The sequence below is a fragment of the Microbacterium hatanonis genome, from assembly GCF_008017415.1.
Classification (GTDB): domain Bacteria; phylum Actinomycetota; class Actinomycetes; order Actinomycetales; family Microbacteriaceae; genus Microbacterium; species Microbacterium hatanonis.
This window is the reverse complement of sequence record NZ_VRSV01000002.1, coordinates 517,917-534,595: the sequence shown is the minus strand read 5'-3', so window position 1 is coordinate 534,595 and position 16,679 is coordinate 517,917. Positions and strand designations below refer to the sequence as shown.

Sequence of the window (16,679 nt, the reverse complement as noted above, 5' to 3'; positions counted from 1 at the left end):
TCCCTCGGCCGTGCGGATGCTGACGAGCCTCACCAGTACGTCACCCACTCCGGGTCGGCGATGCGCACGAGCGCTTCTAGGTAGAAGTAGTCCCCCCAGAGCGTCCCCTCGTCCACGCCGACGTTCTTCGGCAGGTCGTACACACCGTGCAGCAGGAGCGCGTCGGAGTCGGACGGGTTCTCGGGCGCGCACCGAGCGATGAGGGCGGAAACGAGACGGTGGCCCGCCTCTGTCGCCGCGAGCGCGCGCTCCGTGCCCGGCTCCCACCGAGCGAGCTCGAACAGACCGCAGGCGGCGATCGCCGCGGCCGAGCTGTCGCGGGGCGCGGTATTGCCGTCCTCGTACACGAGGTCCCAGTAGGGAACGTCGTCGCCGGGGAGATGGGCGAGGAAATATCGCGCGCACCGCCAGGCCGCCTCGCGCAGAACCGGGTCTCCGGTGGCGCGGGAGTTGATGGCGAATCCATAGATGCCCCACGCCTGACCCCTGGCCCAGCAGGAATCGTCGAAGGCACCCTGCTCGGTCGCCCCGCGGAGGGGTCGCCCCGACTCGACATCCCAGTAGAAGGTGTGGAAGGTCGTGTCGTCAGGTCGGAGGATATGGGCCTGCAACTGTGCGGCGTGGCGGCGGACAGCGTCGGAGTACCGCGGGTCGCCCGTCTGCCTGGCTGCCCAGCTCAGCAGCGGCATGTTCATCAGGCTGTCGATGATGGTCCGGCCGGCCTGCGCCGGATCGCGAAGATCTCCCCAGGCCTGGATGATGCCGGCCGGTTCGAGAAAGCGCGCCATCAGGTGATCGGCGGCGAGGAGCGCCGCGTTCTTCGCGTCATCCCTGATCTCCGGGTCCGAACCCATCCGCGACGTGGTCACCGACGCGAGGCTGTACAGGAAGCCGAGATCATGGGTGTCGAGGTCGACGCCTTCTCGGACCCGCCGGGAGAAGTCCGCCGCGTGGGACTGGGCTGCCGACCGGAACGTCTCGTCGCCGGACATCTCCCAGGAGAGCCATTGCATGCCGGGCCAGAAGCTGGTTGTCCACCCGCGATTGCCGCCCTCCCCGACACCGGCGCCGGCGGGGCGCGGCCGGTAGCGACCATTTCGAGTGGTGTCGTCCGGGTACGACGGACCCCAGGCCTCGATGTTTCGGCGCACCGTCTGCAGTGCGGCCTCGATCGCCGACCGCGCGTCGATTGCGGAGACCGTCGCACCTGCCGAGGTGGAGGAGGGGAGGGACAGGTGACTCATGGGATGGCGTCCTTCGTCGAGGGCGATCAAGAAGTGGCTTCGGCAACGGCGAGAACAGGCCGCAGGCAGTACCGGGAGTTGGCCCACGCCACATACAGCGCGGGGGCGGCGGTCAAGCCGAGCGCGAGCGCCGGATAGTTCGCGAACAGCGCGACCTGAACACCCAGGACCACGATCGACACGATGCTGAACGGCCACCGCCGCACCGACAGCACCAGGCTGGCGCGCAGCACGTCTCGCAATCGTGCGGTCGGCTCCTCGCTGACGGCCACGAGAGCGAGCAGACCCGCCGCCAGGGCGACGAAAGCGAGTACGAGAAGCGCAGGCACCGTGATCACAGAGAACGGCGTGTCCGACAGCATCCGCACGTCGACCGCGAGAACGACCAGCACCGCGGTGATCAGCAGTCCCGTGATCATCGAACGCCGCCAGACGAGCAGCCACGCCCGTAGGTAGGGGCGCACGACCGCTGATGAACCGTCGCCGCTGTCGCGGAAGACGCGGAACATCGCGGTGAGAGCGGGCGCCGCCAGGGGCGCTGTCAGCGCGATCCACGGCCAGGACACGGCCGGGTCGGTCGTCATCAGCAACACGACGACCGGAAGGGATGCTGCGCACGTGAGCAGATTGCCCATGAGGCCGAGGTAGAACACACCGAGGATCGCACCCCAGGTGTCATGCGAGACGCGACGCACGATCAGCCCTTCAGCCCGCTCGTCGCGAGGCCCTCGATGAAGTACTTCTGGCCGAGGAGGAAGATGACCGCGATGGGGATGACCGAGATGGTCAGACCCGCGAACAGCAACGCGTAGTTGGTGTCGTACAAGTTCGACGCGAAGCTCTTCAGTCCCAGCTGGATGGTCCACAGGTCGGGATTGCGCAGGTAGATGAGCGGTCCGAGGTAGTCGTTCCACGTGTTGACGAAGGTGAGCAATGTCAGGCTCGCCAACGCGGGGACGGACAGGGGCAGCATGATGCGTCGCCAGATGCCGTACTCGCTGAGCCCGTCGAGTCGAGCAGCCTCGCTGAGTTCCTCGGGGATCGTCTCGTAGTACTGCTTCATGAGGAAGACGCCGAAGGCGCCGAACGCCTGGAGCAGGATGATCGCCCACAGCGTGTTGGATACCTTGAGGTTCGACAGCAGGATGAACTGCGGGATCATGTACGACTGCCACGGCACGGCGATCGTGCCGATGTACACGAGGAAGAGCGCGTCGCGGCCGGGGAACCGGATGCGGGCGAACCCGTAGGCAGCGAAGGAGCCCGTCAACACCTGGAGGAACGTGACCGCCGTCGCCAGGAACAAGGTGTTGCGGATCCACGTCAACATGTCGGCACGGCTCAGGATGTCGATGTAGTTGCTCCAGACGAAGGTCTCGGGCAGCCAGACGATCGGCACCGAGAAGACCTCGTTCGGCGACTTGAGCGAACTCAGCACCATCCAGACGAACGGCGTGAGCAGACCGACGGCGAACACCGCGAGGGCCAGGTATCCGAGCACGCGCCCGAGCGGTCGCAGACGCCGGGTACCGCGTCGGCGGGCCGGCAGCGGACCCGGGTTCTCGGCTAGCCGGCGGATGGCCCGGCGGTCATCGGCGGGGACGAGGAGTTTGGACATCACACACTCCGCTTCTTGTTCCAGAGGAACTGCAGGATCGTGACGATGATGCAGAGGAAGAACAGGGCGACGGCCGCGGCCGACGCATAACCGAACTGCGACTCTTCGAAGCCCTTGCGGTAGATGAACTGCGACAGCACCGACGTCGACTGTCCCGGCCCGCCGTCGGTCATCACGAGGATCAGGTCGAAGATCTTGAACGAGTTGATGGTGAGGATCACCGTGACGAAGAACATCGTCGGGCGAAGGCACGGCAACGTGACGCTGAAGAAGCGCTGGATGACGTTCGCCCCGTCGACCCTCGCTGCCTCGTGCAGCTCCCGCGGGACCGTCTGCAACCCCGCGAGGAACAGGATCATGTAGTACCCCATGTCGCGCCAGGTGCTGACGATCACCACGGCGGGCATCGCCCACTCGGACGACGTGAGCCACCCCGGCGGGTTCGCGAATCCCACGGCGCGCAATGCCTCGTTGATCGGCCCGTACTCGGGGCTGAAGAGCAGGTTCCACACCACCGCGATCGCGACGATCGAGGTGATGTACGGGAAGAAGGCGGCGGTGCGGAAGAAGGCCACCCCGCGCAGCTTGTTGTTGAGCAGCAGTGCCAGACCGAGTGAGGCCACGATCGTCAGCGGGATGTGCAGAGCCGAGTAGTAGATCGTGTTCCAGAAGGCGATGTGGAAGCTGCCGTCGCTCAGCAGACGACTGAAGTTGGCGAAGCCGATCCAGTCGGCCTTGCCGAAGACGTTCCAGTTCGTGAACGCCATGTAGAAGAGGATGAGCACCGGCAAGAGGGTCAGGAACCCGAAGCCGACGAAGTTGGGCAGGATGAAGCTCCACCCGATGAGCGCGTTGCGGCGCCGCAACGCCGAACGGCGCTTGCGCACGGGAGGCGGCGCGGTCGTACCGACCTCCGGGACGGTGGTGGTCATGGAGACTCCTCGTTGAGCGGAAAGAGGGGGGGGATGCGGTGGCCGGTCCCCCCGGCCGGCCACCGCGGTGAGGGCCCGAGGGGGCCCTCACCGGTCAGTTCGAACCGACCTCGCTGGCCACGCGGTCCTGCGCGGTGGCGATCGCGTCGCCGACCGACTGCGATCCGGACATCACGCCGGTGTGCAGGTCGCCCAGGATGCTCTGGACGGCGGCCGTCTTATTCGACGTGGGGTTCTCGGGCTTCGTCTCGTGCGTGGAGATCGCGAAGCGCGAGAGCTCGTCGGTCGGCACACCGGGCGAGGCGAAGTAGCTCTCGGCGATGTCGTCATCCAGGAGCGCCGGCGAGATGGCGATCTCGGCGAGGCGCTTCGCGGCATCGGCACTCGCCGCGTAGGTGAGGAAGTCCTTCGCCGCCTGCGTCTTCGAGCCGTCGATGCCCGCATTGATGCCGAACCCGGTCGGGTCGCCGAACGTGACCGGCGTGTTGTCGATGCCTGCGGTGGAGGAGTCGTACTGCGGGGCGGGCGCAACACCCCACGCGAAGTCCTGCGCGTCTCCTGAGGCCTGCTGTGCGGCGAGCGATCCTACGTACCACGTGCCCATCAGCATCATGGCCGCCTTCTGTGTGCCGAATTCCGACCCGTAGCCGAGCTGATTCGCAGCACTCGTGTTGTAGTCGACCTGGGCCTTGTCGTCCTGCAGCGCGATCGAGCGGTCGTAGTAGGGCTCGAGGTAGTCGAACTCGCCGCTGAGAATGTCGGCGTCGGGCGACTGCGCGTTCGCGAAGCCCTGCACCGTCGACTGCCAGCGGTGCTGGTACGCGCCGTACGCCGGGCTGCCCGTGTCCGCCAGGGCGGCGGCGAGATCCTCCTCGGCCGCGGCGTAGTCGTCCCACGTCCACGAGCCGTCGGGGTAGGTGATGCCCGCGGCGTCGAAGAGGTCTTTGTTGTAGTAGAGCACCCACGAGTCCTGGCGGTAGGGCACGGCATAGGTCGCACCGTCGATCTCGTAAGAACCCGTGCCGCTGATGCCGTCGGGCAAGGTCACATCGGAGACGTCGAGGAGCTGTCCGCCCTCCTGGAAGGTCGTGACGTACCTGACCTCCTTCTGCGTGATGATGTCGGGGCCTGCCCCTGCGGCGAGGTCGGCCGTGACCAGCGTGTTGTACTCGGCGGGGTCGTACTCCTTGAGTTCGACGGTGACGTCGGGGTACTTCTCGTGGAAGCCGTCGGCGAGCACCTGGAATTCCGGCGTCGTCGTCAGACTCCAGCCTGACAGCGTGAGCGTCACCGGGCCGGAAGCCTCCGTCGTCCCTCCCCCGCACGCGGTCAGGGTGAGGGCTGCTGAGACAGCGAGCGCTCCGGCGGCTGCGATCTTGTACTTCATGTGTGCTGCTCCTTTGCGATGGCGCCGGAACCCGACGGTGGGTTTCCGGTGACCGGCGATGCTTCGGTGACGCACTCGCGGTCATGGGGGTGGGAAAGATCGGTCACGGTGCGGGCTCCATCCGGCCACGTGACACTCACCGACGGACGCTCGTCGATGAGCTGCGCGTCGGGCACCGGTCCGGTCGTCCCGCGCAGAGCCAGAGCGGTGAGGGTCCACTCCCCCACGGCGAGCGCGCTCGCCACGGTGGGGACGAACGAGCGCGCGCCGAGGGGACTCGCGTCGGGGTGTTCGATGACTGCGGTGTCAGCGGGGCGTCCGAGTGCCTGGATGACGCTGTGGAGCGGGCCGGCGGAAACAGCTGCGGCTCCGCCGCCGGTGATGATGTCGGCAGCGTCTGCGGCAAGAGCCCATCCGCCGAGGCGAACCTTCAAGTAGTCGGTACAGATGCCCGACGAGGGGTTGCTGACGTAGACGCAGCGCACCTCCCACTCGCCGCGGACGATGGACCAGGTGATGATGTCGGCCGCGAAGGTCGGCTCCCCGACCAGGCCCGATCCGTGACCGACCTGACCGTCGTCGAAATGCATCCAGTGCGCGCGCGTGACAGACCCCGCGACACCGATCCGATCGCCCGAAGATTCGACGTCGATCCGCGCATCCAGTATTCGCATCGCGGTGCGATGGGTGCTGCGCCCCTGTTCGTCGACGAGCACGACGGACTGTTCCACGGGCTCTCGCCACGCTCGCGGATCGAGGAGGGGAGTGGTGGCGGTCGAGTACCCCATGCGCGCATACAGCGGCGAGTCGGCGGTGACGGCGTCGGCCAACGCGTGATCGGTCCCGTGGTTGACGACGCGCACCACCCCGTCAGCGTGCGTCCCCGAGACGACCCACCCCGCCGCGTCGATCACGCGCATGTCGTCACCCCTCTCGATGGGGAGAGGCTGACCGGCCGCCTTCCAGACGGGGTGGTCGGCCGGCAAGGCGATGCCCAGCAGCCCTTTCGCCGCCCAGTAGGGGGAGGCCGGACCGGAGTACGACTGTGCGAGGACGGGCCAGGCGCCGTGCCATCCGAGAGTGAGCAGTCCGTCGGCATCCGGCACCCCGTGAGCGCCGAAATACTCGACGACGGCGGAAGCCGCGCGGCGAAGGGTGCCCGCATCGGTGGAGGAGACTCCGGCGAGCACTCCTGCCCAGAAGGGGGCGGCGGCGGCGAAGCGGTAGACGAGGCTCCGACCTTGGAACAGCGGGGCACCGTCCGCGCCGACGAGGGCGACCGCATCGAGGAGATAACGATCGAGCGCGGCGACGTCCGACGCCGTGCGCCCGTCTGCGAGGTCAGATGCTCCCTGCATCCGTGCCCAGAGCACGGGGTACACGTGAAGCGCCCATCCGACGTAGTGGTCGAACGCCCGCTCATCCCCGTCGGACGACCACCCGCCCCCGCGAGCGAACGAGTCGTGGCGGGCGAGGTCGGCGGCGATATCCGTCGCCGACCAGGGCCCGCCGACCGAGCGGAGAAAGGTCTGCACCACGAGGCGGAACCACACCCAATTGGTCTGCGGGTACGTCTCGTCCCCGACGACGGGTGCGAGGTACTCGATGACGCGCGATCGGGTCAGCTCGTCGAGCTGGTCCCAGATCCACGGGCGCGTCATATCGAGGATGAGGGCGATGGATGCTGCTTCCACCTTCGCCTGCGGATGCTCGTCCAACCGCACCCATCGGTCGGGGTCTGCGGGGTCGACACCGGCGCGGATACCGCTGGCGTAGTTCGCGATGAGCCGATCGACGCCCTGCCCTCGCGCCCCTGCGATGCGGAAGCCCGCGAGAAGGAAGGTCCGGGCGAATCCTTCGAGGCCGTCGACATCCGTTCCGTATCCGCCCGCCTCGCCGGGGAGGGTGATGCGGGAGAAGCGGGGAGAGGCCCATGGTTCGACGGCACCAAGCATTCGGTCGGCGAGCGCCACCCACTGCTCCCTGCTCCAGTCGACGGTGACCACGATTCTCCCTTGAATGGTAGGGACGACAGGAAAAGTTCGTCCGGTTTGGGAGATTACCGACCCATCTCGTTCATTGCAAGAACGAATATTTATCTATATGATCGTTTATGATCGCTTCGGGCAGAGAAGCCCGCCATCGGAAGGGGCCAATCATCGCCACGACGCTCACCGGGTCGAGAGTTCGGCCGCTCATCGACATTCTTGCGAGTCAGGCGGGCGCGGACACGGGCGAATGGGAGGTCGCACTTTCACGGCTCCTCCCTCCGCCCGATCAGTCGCTGCCTGTCTCTTCGGCGACCGATCGCGGCGTGTGGGGTCCGGCGGGGTCCGTCGATTCGCCGACGGTGCGAGCCATCATCGGGCGCGCGGAGGCGGAGCGTGACACCTCCTGGCCCCAACCCCTCGCGAGCGACGCCGCCCGTGTGCACCGCGACGGCGACCGCGAGGTATGGGAGCGCCCGGCATTCGAACGACAGCGCCGGCTCACGCGAGCCGTGGTGGCCGCGGCGCACACTCTCGACGACGCGTGGATCGACGCGGTGGCCGACGGCGTCCAGCTGCTCTGCGAGCAGTCGTCGTGGTGCTGGCCGGCTCATGACGACACCCGCGAGCGCCACGGCGCCGTCTTGGCGACGATCTCCGCGCCGTTCCTCGACCTCGGCGCTGGCGAAGTCGCCGCACAACTCGCCTGGATCGACCATCTCCTCGCGGACGCGCTCGATGCCCGCTACCCGGGGCTCCGCGCCCGGATCCGCGACGAGGTACGCGAGCGCGTCATCGACCCTTTCCTTGAGCGGCGCGATTGGCACTGGATCGGTCTCGACGGTGACGTGCACAACTGGAATCCCTGGATCCATGGAAACGTCCTCACCGCTGCACTACGACTGCTCGACGACCCCCGCGACTCACGACTGCGCGTCGAGACGATCGCCCTCGCCCTCGACGGCATCGACCGCTATGTCGCGGCGCTCCCGGACGACGGGGCGATCGACGAGGGTTTCGGCTACTGGTGGAACGGCGCATGCCGGGCCCTCGAGGCTCTCGATCTGCTGGCCGTCGCCACCGGAGATGCGCTCGACCCGACGCGTCACATCGCCGCGTTGCGCGAGACGATCGCCTTCCCCCACCGCAGCCATTTGGGGGGGCCGTGGTACGTCAACTTCGCCGACGGTCAGGCCCGACCCTCGACCGATCAGCCCTGGCACGCGCTTCATCGCGCGGCGCTCCGCGTCGGCGACGACGCCGCAGCTGCGCACGCCGCCTCGCATCGGAACGAGGGCGCGGCTGTGGCCTCCGAAGCAGAGGGTCTCGGTCGAGTCCTGCGAGGGATGACGGATCCGGCGTGGGTGGGCGCCGCGGGGACGACTCCGCTCCCCCGCGACGTCGTCCTGCCCTCTACGCAGATGCTGCTCGCGCGGCAAGACGCGGGCCGGACGGAGGGCCTGACCCTCGTTGTGAAAGGCGGCCACAACGGCGAGAACCACAATCACAACGACGTCGGCTCGTTCATCGTCGCCGCCGACGGAGTCCCCGTCATCGTGGATGCCGGGCGCCCGACGTACACCAAGCAGACCTTCGGCCCCGACCGTTACGACATCTGGACGATGCAGAGCACCTGGCATAACGTGCCCGAGATTCGAGGCGCTGCCCAGCCGCCGGGGAGGCGTTGGGCAGCGAGTGACGTCGTCGTCGACGTCAGCGACCACGCGTCCGCGCAGGACCTGGAGCTCGCGGGCGCCTACGACGTGGATGCGCTCCACGGGTGGCGCCGACGGGCACGATTGGATCGACGCGCGCAGCGGGTGGAGATCATCGACGAGTGGCAGCTCGAGCCCTCCGTGGGTTCGCCCGCTTCGACGTCTCTGCACCTGCTCATCGCGGGAACCGTGTCGCTGCACCCGGGCGGTGCGCGGGTCGTCCCCGTGGCTTCGGCGCCGCCGGTGGTGGTGCGCTGGCCGAGGGAGATCATCGCGCGCTCAGAGGTCCGCTCGCTGACCGACCCGTTCCTCTCCGATGTGTGGGGGCGTACGCTCACTCGCGTCATCCTCCCTGTCGACGATCGAGCTCGAGCCGTAATCACGGTAGAAATGGACGACCGCCTCGTGGCGGGCTCGACAGAGAAGGGGGCAGTGCGATGACCGATCAGCTGCAGCATCCGCCCCTCGCCGCCGAGCGCAGAGCGCACGTTCTCGCGGCGCTCGCTCGCGACGGTGCCGTCCGGGTCTCGCAGTTGCTCGCCGACCTGGGTGTCGCGCCGGTTACCTTGCGCCGCGATCTCGCACAGATGGAGGGTGAGGGTCTGCTTCAGCGAGTGCACGGCGGCGCCGTGGCGACCGGCGGCACGCCCCACCTGTCCGACGTGGTCCCCGCATCCCTCCCGGATGTCGATGCGGGGGCGATCGCGGTGCTCGTGCCTTCCTTGAACTACTACTGGCCGGGAGTCGTGCGGGGCATGGAGGAGGAGGCGCGTCGCTTGGGGGTTCGGCTCCTCCTGCGAGGCGCCTCGTACGAGCTGCAGGACGAGCGGCCCGTGCTCGAGCGGTTGGTGGCGACGGAGGATGTGCGCGGCATCATCGCGGCCCCGAACACCGACACCCCTCACGCGCAAGATGTGATCCAGTGGCTGTACGACTCGGGAATCCCGAGCGTGCTCGTCGAGCGTGACGCAGTGGTCTACCCCGAGGGGCGGCCCGTGGAGTCCGTGGTGAGCGACCACGCCTTCGGTGCCGTGCTGGCGGCCCGTCATCTCGCAGAGCTCGGGCATACCAAGGTGGGTCTGGTTCTCTCACGCAATTCACCGACATCGCGCAGGATCGCCACGGGCTGGCACGCCGCCTGCGAGGAGCTGGGTCTCATGCCGGGCCACGGGATCGAGGAAGTGCTTCCCGATCGTGGGAGCGCCGATTTCTCGAGCGTCGTCGATCACACCCTCGACGCGGTTCTGAAGGCGAGGACGACGGGCCTGCTCGTGCATTCCGATCCGGAAGCGATGGCTATCGTCGATCTCGCTCTGAATCGGGGAATCTCGGTGCCGGGCGATCTGTCGGTCATCGCGTACGACGATGAGGTCGCCCAACTCTTCAGCCCTGCACTCACGGCCGTCAGCCCCCCGCGCGCGACCGTGGGCCATGCGGCCGTCGACCTCCTGGCCAAACGGATCAGTTCGCCCGACCGCCCCACACATCGTGTTGTGATCAGCCCTACACTGATGGTCCGCCAGAGCACCGCCGCGCCAAGGAACACGTGAGGTCGTCGGTACCTCTGTGCGTCATCTCCGAGGCGGCTGATCCGAGGACGCCGACTGCGTCTCGAGGTGGAACACCTCGCGAAGCTGGCGAGCAGCCTGGTCGGGCCGGCCGGTGAGCGCCATGAAGTAGGGCGCCATTTCCGCCTCCCACCGAGCGGCGACGGGGGACGCTGCGAGATACCTCTGCGCCGCAGCATCGTCGTCCGTCTCGTAGTAGCCGATGAGACAACCCTGGTCATCGACGAACAGCGAGTAGTTGCGACGCCCCGCGGCGGCGATCTCCGCGAGCATCTCGCTGCTCACCGGCGAGTGTTTCTCGATGTACTCGGCCAGCATCTCCGGCCGCACCTGCAGGGTGAAACAGATCCGGCTGGGGGTACTCGTCTGCGCCACGGACGCTTCCTTTCTGGTCAAGGGGATGAGATCCGCCGGCGGTGGCTAACGGAAGACTCCGCCGAGGGCGACGCCCTTCGTGATCGTCCGGTTGAAGATCAGGTAGACGATGATGAGCGGGATCGTCGCCAGCGTCAACCCCGCGAAGATGGCGCCGGTGTTGCTGGCGAACTGCCCCTTAAAGTCGAGCAGACCCACGGGAATGGTGCGGCTGGACGGCGACTGTAGAAGAACGATCGCGAGCTGCGTCTCTCCCCACACGAAGAACGCGTTGATCATCCCGACCGCGACGATCGGACCCTTCGAGAGTGGCAAGACGATTCTCACGAAGGTCTGGAACCGGCCGAGTCCGTCGATGGAGGCCGCCTCCGCGAGCTCGGACGGGAATCCGAGGTAGAAGCTATGCAGGATGAGCACGCATGTCGGAAGGCACAGCGCGATGTAGAGCACGCCGAGCGCCCACGGCGAGCCCAGCAGGTCCAGAGCATTGAAGGCCGTGTAGTACGGGATGAGCAGCATGATCAACGGCAACGTCGTCGCGACGAGGAAGAGCCGCACGATCAGCAGCCGCACACGGGTGGAAGCCAGTGTCGCGAAATAGGCGGTAAGTGCCCCCACGAGCAGACATCCCGCGATGGCGATCGAGGTCACGACGGCCGAGTTGAGCAGATACACCGCGAAACCCTGGCCGCCCGGCGCCCCGTTCCACGCTTCGGAGAAATTCTCAGGACGCCAATCGACACCGATGAGGCCGAGCGGATCGGTGTAGATATCGGTGTTCGACTTGAAAGCCAAGAGGACGATGAGCGCGAAGGGAATGAGCGCCAGGGCACTCCAGAGGATCGCGCCGGTGTGGCCGACGACTGTTCCGGCGCGCACGCGTTTCTTGCGGGTCATTCGTCCGCCCCTTTCCGGGAGCCCAGCCATTGGCCGACGAGGCCGACGACGAGAAGCAGAATTCCGCCCACGACGCTGACGGCAGCGGCGAGACCGAAGTTCGAGAACAAGAAGGCATCCTTATAGACCTGCACCGGCAGGATGCTGGTCGCGTTACCCGGACCGCCCTGCGTCATTCCCCATACGAGCGTGAAGCCGTTGAAGGCCCAGATGACTTCGAGGAGGACGATCATCGAGAGCACCGGTCGCACGAGAGGGAGCGTGATGAAGAAGAACTGTCGGATTCTCGAGGCCCCGTCGATCGACGCCGCCTCATAGACGGAGACGGGCACCTCCTCCATCGCGCCGAGGATGACCAGGAACGCGAACCCGACGCCGGCCCAGACGGCGACGGCGATGATGACGTAAAGAGCCGTCGAAGGATCGGCGAGCCACGCATGGGTGTCACCGAGTCCGAGGGCGCCGAGGAACGCGTTGACCGCTCCCGATCTCGGCTGCACGGACAAGGCCCAGAACACGGCGACGGCGGACGGCGGCGCGATCGCGGGAAGGAACCAGATCACCCGATAGATGCTCTTACCCCGGAGACCGCCCGAGATGAGCGCGGCCAGGACAGTCGCGATCGTCGAAAGGATGAGTGCCGCGCCGACACCCAGAAGAACGGAGCGCAGGAGCGCCTCTCGCACCTCGGGGCTCGTGAACGCGGTGATGTAGTTGTCAGTGCCGATAAAGGTGGGCTCGCCGATGCCCGGCCACCGCGTGAAGGACGTCCGGATGAGATCGACGATCGGAAGGCCGAAGAAGAGCGCGAGGATAATCAGCGCCGGGACGAGCATCCACCACACTTCGGCGGGGGTACCGCGCCGAAGTGTGGTGGATGCGCGGTCGTTTCGTCGACGGCGCCCGGGCTTATTCGGGAGGACTGCCGACACGGTATCGAGTGAGGTCACCATGTGCCTTTCAGGAGACATGAAGGGATGCCGCTCGCCGAAGCGAACGGCACCCCTTCACATGTCAGTCGTTCTGCGATTTCCAGGTCTCAAACGCGCTCTGCTCCGCCTGACCGATCTGCTCCGCAGTGGTCTGGCCGCTCACGAGCTGCTGAACCTGGGGGTCGATGAAGGAGCCGCCCAGCGAACCGGGCAGCGTGCTCGTCCATCCGAGGCCGAAGCCGACCGTGTTGGTGAATTCGACCACGCTCTGAACCACCGGACCCAAGCCGGGAAGGTCGGAGGCGGCCACCGTGTTCACGGCCGGGAGGGAGCCGACGTTCTCCGCGGCGTAGGTCTGGACATCGTCCGAGGAATAGACCGCGAGGAACTTCTTGGCGAGGTCGATGTTCTGCGACGTCTTCGGTATGGCGAGCGTGTCGCCGGCGAACAGTGAGGGAAGCGTGGGCTCGTCGCCCGCACCCGGCAGCAGCAGCCAGTCGTACTCGAAATCGACGTCGCCAAGGATCGAGGGAATCCAGGAGCCCCCGAGGAACATCGCCGCGTCTCCGGCGGTGAACGCGGCCTGCGCCTGGTCACCGGCGGCTCCGGCCATACCCTCCTGGAACACCCCCCGCTCGTTCCACTCGCCGATCTGGGCGAGCGAGTCGGTGAACTGGGGGTCGTCGTACGAGACCTCCGGCTCTACGCCCGGCTGCCACGAAACGAGGTAATCCTCGAGCGCCTCCGGAGCGTTGGCCTGCAACTGCGCGTCAACCAGCCAGCCGAGCTGATATCCGGCGGCTCCACCGGCGGCGAGTCCGTCATAACCGGCCCCGTCGAGCTTGGAGACGATGTCGTAGAGCTCTTCGTTCGACGCGATCTGGTGGTTCTCGGGTGCAGTCACGCCCGCTGCCGCGAAAGCATCCTTGTTGTAATACACGACGTTGTAGAAGGTCGTGTCAAACAGCGCGAGGTACGGGGTGCCGTCCCACTTCAGGGAGTTGGCGATGACGTCGCCGTAGCGGGCCTCCAGGTCGGCGTCCGCCCACAGATCGTCGAGCGGCTCGAGAGCATCCGCCTTGACGAGGTCGAAGTAGGGCTGCGCGTTGACCGGCACGAGGCCGATGTCGGGTGCGTTCGACGACGCCATGATCTGCGAGTTGGTCGTGGCCTTCTGCTGCTCGGTGACGGTCTGGAATTCGACCGTGACCCCGGGGTTCTCCTCCTCGAAGATTCCCGCAGCGTACTCGAAGGCGGGTTGCTGGACGGACTGGACCTGAACGGTGAGCGTCGACCCCGACGCCTCTCCGTCGCCACCACCGCCGGCGCAACCGGCGAGAATCAGGGAAGAGGCGCCGATGAGCGCACCGACCGCGACGAATCGGGGCCGCACACCCCGCTGGATGTTGGACTGCTGCATTTTCACTCCTTTGTGGTGCCAAAGCGCATGAACGGTTCTTCAGGGTGAATCGTTTCGCGCTGTAGGTGAGGTACATCACACCACAAAATCCGGCGATTCTCCACCGATTGGCTCTGTGGTCGGTGCCGGAGATTGCTTTGAGCGAGAAACGTTATGCCACCGTCATCTCGGGGTCACGCTGTGGGAAGCGCGAAGACGCGCACCGGGCTCCCGTCGGCAGTCCGTGCGAGGGCAGACTCGGTGTCCGCCACAACGACGATGTGGTCGTCGTGACGCCATGCCACCCACCATTCAGCACCGGACACGGAGAGCGACTCGCGCTCCAGGGGCGTTCGATCGAGCGTGAAGGGCTTGAGTGGCGCAATCCACTCGCCAAACCCCTGGAGTGTCCGTCGCTGCACGTCGGGTATGCGGCCGCTGGCTTCCGGTCCGACGTTCAGCAGGAGGCGTCCGCCGCGCGAGACCACATCGGCATAGAGACGAGCCAGCTCGCGGCTGGACAGGGTCAGAGACTCGTCTTCGATTCGGTTGTACCCGAACGAGAAACCCAGCCCTCGGTTGTGCTCCCACCCGACTCCCCGCTCGTTCTGCGTGTCGTGCGAGTACTCGCTCGTCCGGTAGTCCCAGACGGGCGCGCCCCACCGGTCATTGACCACCCCGTCGGGAACGACCTGCCGGAAGTAGGCGAGAAGAGCGTCCAACGACCCATCGGCCTTACCCGCATCCGGCCACTCGATGTCGTTCCAGATAACGGCGGGGCGGTAACGATCGATGAGGTCGCGCACCTGCGCCGTCGCGTAGGCGGCGTAGTCCTCGCCATTCGGACGGAACTCCACCACGTCCGCCATCGACGCGATGGGCGGGAAATCGCTGAAGGCCCAGTCGAGCCCACCCGAGTAGTAGACGCCGAACCGCATGCCTTCGGCCCGAACGGCGTCGGCCAGCGGCGCGAGCAGATCCTGCTTCGGACCGCGCGCGACAGTCGACCGATCGCCGACGCCGGGCGCGTCCCACAGCGTGACGCCGTCATGGTGCTTGGTGACCGGGATCACGTAGTCCGCACCGGCGTGGCGGAACAGGCGCGCCCACTCGGCGGGCTCGAACTCGGCGACCTCCCACATGTCGAGGAAGTTCTCGTACGGCTGGTCACCGTACTGCTCCGCCTGATGCGCTGCGGCGGGGGAGCCGGGGATTCGCATGGTGTTCGCGTACCACTCCGCATAGGCGTTATGCGCGAACCATTTCTCCTCGGGCACCGCACCCCACGCGCCGGTGGGCTCGGCCCACGCCGGCACGGAGTACGGGCCCCAATGCACGAAGATCCCGAGGCTGGAAGCCCGAACCCAGGCGGGAAGATCGGAGTGAGAAGTCATTTTCTCTCCTTTACGGTGTTGGTGTGCAGGCGCGACGACGGTGCGCCGACCGGGTGGTGGAACGTGCAGCCCGGCTCCGCACGACGAAACGATTGCATGCCAGCGATGCCAAGTAGGCTTCCCGGCAAGGTCCGATCTCGAGGAGAAGCGACCGGGTGTAGGACGCGAAGGAGCGAGGATGAGCACGAAACCGCGATCTGCCGCGACGTACAAAGATATCCAGCGCGTGACGGGACTCTCGTTGGCGACCATTTCGAAGTTCTACAACGGGCAAAACGTTCTCGCGGAGAACCGTCGCGCGATCGAGACCGCCGCCGCCGAACTCGACTACCGCCCCAATGTCTTCGCGAGCAGTCTGCGTCGCGGTTCGACGCGCTCGATCGGCGTGCTGCTGCCGTCCCTGCAGGTCAACTTCCACTTGTCCATCGTGGTCGGCATCGAGAAATACCTGCGCGGCCAGGGGATCGGCGTCCTCGTCACCTCGAACGAGTTCGACGGCACCCCCTCCAATGTGGACGCTGTCGACCTGTTGCGGAGCCGCCGGGTAGACGGGATCATCAGCGTTCCCGCAATGTCCGACTCGTCGGCGCTGGCCTCGGCGGTAGCGGCCGGGGTTCCCGTCGTCACCGTCGACTGGCGGCTTCCAGGACTCGACGCCGACTCCGTCTCCCTCGATAACGTCCAAGCCGGAAGGGTCTCCGGTCAGCATTTGATCGACCACGGCCACCGAACCCTGGGAGCGATCGTCGGGGAGCCGACGATGTGGAGCCTCGAAGGAAGGCTCCAGGGATTCTTGGCGGCCACGACCGGATCGGGGCTGGAGATCCAGTCCGACCACATCCAACGAGCTCCCCTGTCCGTAAACGACGGGTACGCGGCCATGATGCGACTGCTGTCGGCGGACGTGCGCCCGACCGCCGTCTTCACGGCCAACAGCGAGCTGACCGTCGGTGCGGTGATCGCCATCAACGATTCGGGCCTGCGCCTCGGCCACGACATCTCTCTCGTCGGCTTCGACGCCCTCGAGCTGGCGCAGGTGACCCGCCCCAAGCTCACGGTCTTCGTGCAGCCCGTCGAGACAATCGCCGCGGAGGCCGCTCGCATCATGAGCGGGCGCCTCGACGACCCGACCGGGGCCGGTGAACGCCTGGTGAGGGAGCTTCCGGGCCGACTCCAGATCGGCGGATCGGTCTTGGCGAGGCACGAATGATCGAACGTCGGCGGCGGGCC

14 protein-coding genes are annotated in these 16,679 nt (G+C 66.8%); 3 read left to right on the top strand and 11 right to left on the bottom strand.

The window, feature by feature from the left end; genetic code table 11:
• Positions 1–29: 29 nt before the first annotated feature.
• From FVP77_RS12645 to FVP77_RS12620, 6 genes are all read right to left on the bottom strand, one after another.
• The gene (locus FVP77_RS12645; protein ID WP_147894943.1) at positions 30–1,244 is read right to left on the bottom strand and encodes a glycoside hydrolase family 88 protein; all 1,215 of its coding nucleotides are present in this window, start codon (positions 1,242–1,244) and stop codon (positions 30–32) included.
• Positions 1,245–1,270: 26 nt separating this feature from the next.
• Positions 1,271–1,939, bottom strand: coding sequence for a DUF624 domain-containing protein (locus FVP77_RS12640; protein WP_246134103.1), 669 nt, complete (start codon positions 1,937–1,939; stop codon positions 1,271–1,273).
• Positions 1,940–1,941: 2 nt separating this feature from the next.
• The gene (locus FVP77_RS12635) at positions 1,942–2,862 is read right to left on the bottom strand and encodes a carbohydrate ABC transporter permease (RefSeq protein WP_147894942.1); all 921 of its coding nucleotides are present in this window, start codon (positions 2,860–2,862) and stop codon (positions 1,942–1,944) included.
• Positions 2,862–3,794 (bottom strand): carbohydrate ABC transporter permease, encoded by a 933-nt coding sequence (locus FVP77_RS12630; RefSeq protein WP_147894941.1) that lies wholly within the window; start codon positions 3,792–3,794, stop codon positions 2,862–2,864. Before FVP77_RS12630 ends, FVP77_RS12635 begins: the two co-directional genes overlap by 1 nt.
• A gap of 94 nt (positions 3,795–3,888) precedes the next feature.
• Positions 3,889–5,181: an ABC transporter substrate-binding protein gene (locus FVP77_RS12625; RefSeq protein WP_147894940.1), complete on the bottom strand. Its 1,293-nt coding sequence runs from the start codon at positions 5,179–5,181 to the stop codon at positions 3,889–3,891.
• Positions 5,178–7,187, bottom strand: a complete 2,010-nt coding sequence (locus FVP77_RS12620) for a DUF2264 domain-containing protein (protein WP_147894939.1) — start codon at positions 7,185–7,187, stop codon at positions 5,178–5,180. Before FVP77_RS12620 ends, FVP77_RS12625 begins: the two co-directional genes overlap by 4 nt.
• 344 nt (positions 7,188–7,531) lie before the next feature.
• Between FVP77_RS12620 and FVP77_RS12615 the strand changes: the two genes are divergently transcribed.
• Together FVP77_RS12615 and FVP77_RS12610 are read left to right on the top strand one after the other, a co-directional pair.
• Positions 7,532–9,325 (top strand): heparinase II/III domain-containing protein, encoded by a 1,794-nt coding sequence (locus tag FVP77_RS12615; RefSeq protein ID WP_246134102.1) that lies wholly within the window; start codon positions 7,532–7,534, stop codon positions 9,323–9,325.
• Positions 9,322–10,434 (top strand): substrate-binding domain-containing protein, encoded by a 1,113-nt coding sequence (locus FVP77_RS12610; protein WP_147894937.1) that lies wholly within the window; start codon positions 9,322–9,324, stop codon positions 10,432–10,434. The genes FVP77_RS12615 and FVP77_RS12610 overlap by 4 nt, the downstream gene beginning before the upstream one ends.
• A gap of 21 nt (positions 10,435–10,455) precedes the next feature.
• Here the strand turns inward: FVP77_RS12610 and FVP77_RS12605 are convergent, their stop codons facing one another.
• The 5 genes from FVP77_RS12605 to FVP77_RS12585 form a co-directional block, all read right to left on the bottom strand.
• Complete coding sequence (locus tag FVP77_RS12605; RefSeq protein WP_147894936.1) at positions 10,456–10,827, bottom strand: L-rhamnose mutarotase; 372 nt, start codon at positions 10,825–10,827, stop codon at positions 10,456–10,458.
• Between the two features lie 45 nt (positions 10,828–10,872).
• Positions 10,873–11,724, bottom strand: coding sequence for a carbohydrate ABC transporter permease (locus FVP77_RS12600; RefSeq protein ID WP_147894935.1), 852 nt, complete (start codon positions 11,722–11,724; stop codon positions 10,873–10,875).
• Positions 11,721–12,560 carry a carbohydrate ABC transporter permease gene (locus FVP77_RS12595; protein WP_147894934.1) on the bottom strand — a complete coding sequence of 280 codons (840 nt, stop codon included), beginning with the start codon at positions 12,558–12,560 and terminating at the stop codon, positions 11,721–11,723. Before FVP77_RS12595 ends, FVP77_RS12600 begins: the two co-directional genes overlap by 4 nt.
• A 178-nt stretch (positions 12,561–12,738) precedes the next feature.
• On the bottom strand, positions 12,739–14,076 hold the full coding sequence (locus tag FVP77_RS12590) for an ABC transporter substrate-binding protein (RefSeq protein WP_147894933.1): 1,338 nt from the start codon (positions 14,074–14,076) through the stop codon (positions 12,739–12,741).
• A gap of 173 nt (positions 14,077–14,249) precedes the next feature.
• On the bottom strand, positions 14,250–15,449 hold the full coding sequence (locus FVP77_RS12585; protein ID WP_187266932.1) for an alpha-L-fucosidase: 1,200 nt from the start codon (positions 15,447–15,449) through the stop codon (positions 14,250–14,252).
• Between the two features lie 178 nt (positions 15,450–15,627).
• On the opposite strand from FVP77_RS12585, the gene FVP77_RS12580 reads away from it, so the two are divergent.
• Entirely contained in the window at positions 15,628–16,659 is a 1,032-nt protein-coding gene (locus FVP77_RS12580) for a LacI family DNA-binding transcriptional regulator (RefSeq protein ID WP_147894931.1), read from the top strand.
• The last annotated feature ends 20 nt before the right edge of the window (positions 16,660–16,679 follow it).

What these genes read in the sequence shown, in the direction of transcription:
- FVP77_RS12610 (WP_147894937.1), top strand. Translation starts at nt 9,322, where the DNA reads ATGACCGATCAGCTGCAGCATCCGCCCCTCGCCGCCGAGCGCAGAGCG.
- FVP77_RS12645 (WP_147894943.1), bottom strand. Translation starts at nt 1,244, where the DNA reads ATGAGTCACCTGTCCCTCCCCTCCTCCACCTCGGCAGGTGCGACGGTC.
- FVP77_RS12585 (WP_187266932.1), bottom strand. Translation starts at nt 15,449, where the DNA reads ATGACTTCTCACTCCGATCTTCCCGCCTGGGTTCGGGCTTCCAGCCTC.
- FVP77_RS12600 (WP_147894935.1), bottom strand. Translation starts at nt 11,724, where the DNA reads ATGACCCGCAAGAAACGCGTGCGCGCCGGAACAGTCGTCGGCCACACC.
- FVP77_RS12580 (WP_147894931.1), top strand. Translation starts at nt 15,628, where the DNA reads ATGAGCACGAAACCGCGATCTGCCGCGACGTACAAAGATATCCAGCGC.
- FVP77_RS12595 (WP_147894934.1), bottom strand. Translation starts at nt 12,560, where the DNA reads ATGCTCGTCCCGGCGCTGATTATCCTCGCGCTCTTCTTCGGCCTTCCG.
- FVP77_RS12630 (WP_147894941.1), bottom strand. Translation starts at nt 3,794, where the DNA reads ATGACCACCACCGTCCCGGAGGTCGGTACGACCGCGCCGCCTCCCGTG.
- FVP77_RS12590 (WP_147894933.1), bottom strand. Translation starts at nt 14,076, where the DNA reads ATGCAGCAGTCCAACATCCAGCGGGGTGTGCGGCCCCGATTCGTCGCG.
- FVP77_RS12625 (WP_147894940.1), bottom strand. Translation starts at nt 5,181, where the DNA reads ATGAAGTACAAGATCGCAGCCGCCGGAGCGCTCGCTGTCTCAGCAGCC.
- FVP77_RS12635 (WP_147894942.1), bottom strand. Translation starts at nt 2,862, where the DNA reads ATGTCCAAACTCCTCGTCCCCGCCGATGACCGCCGGGCCATCCGCCGG.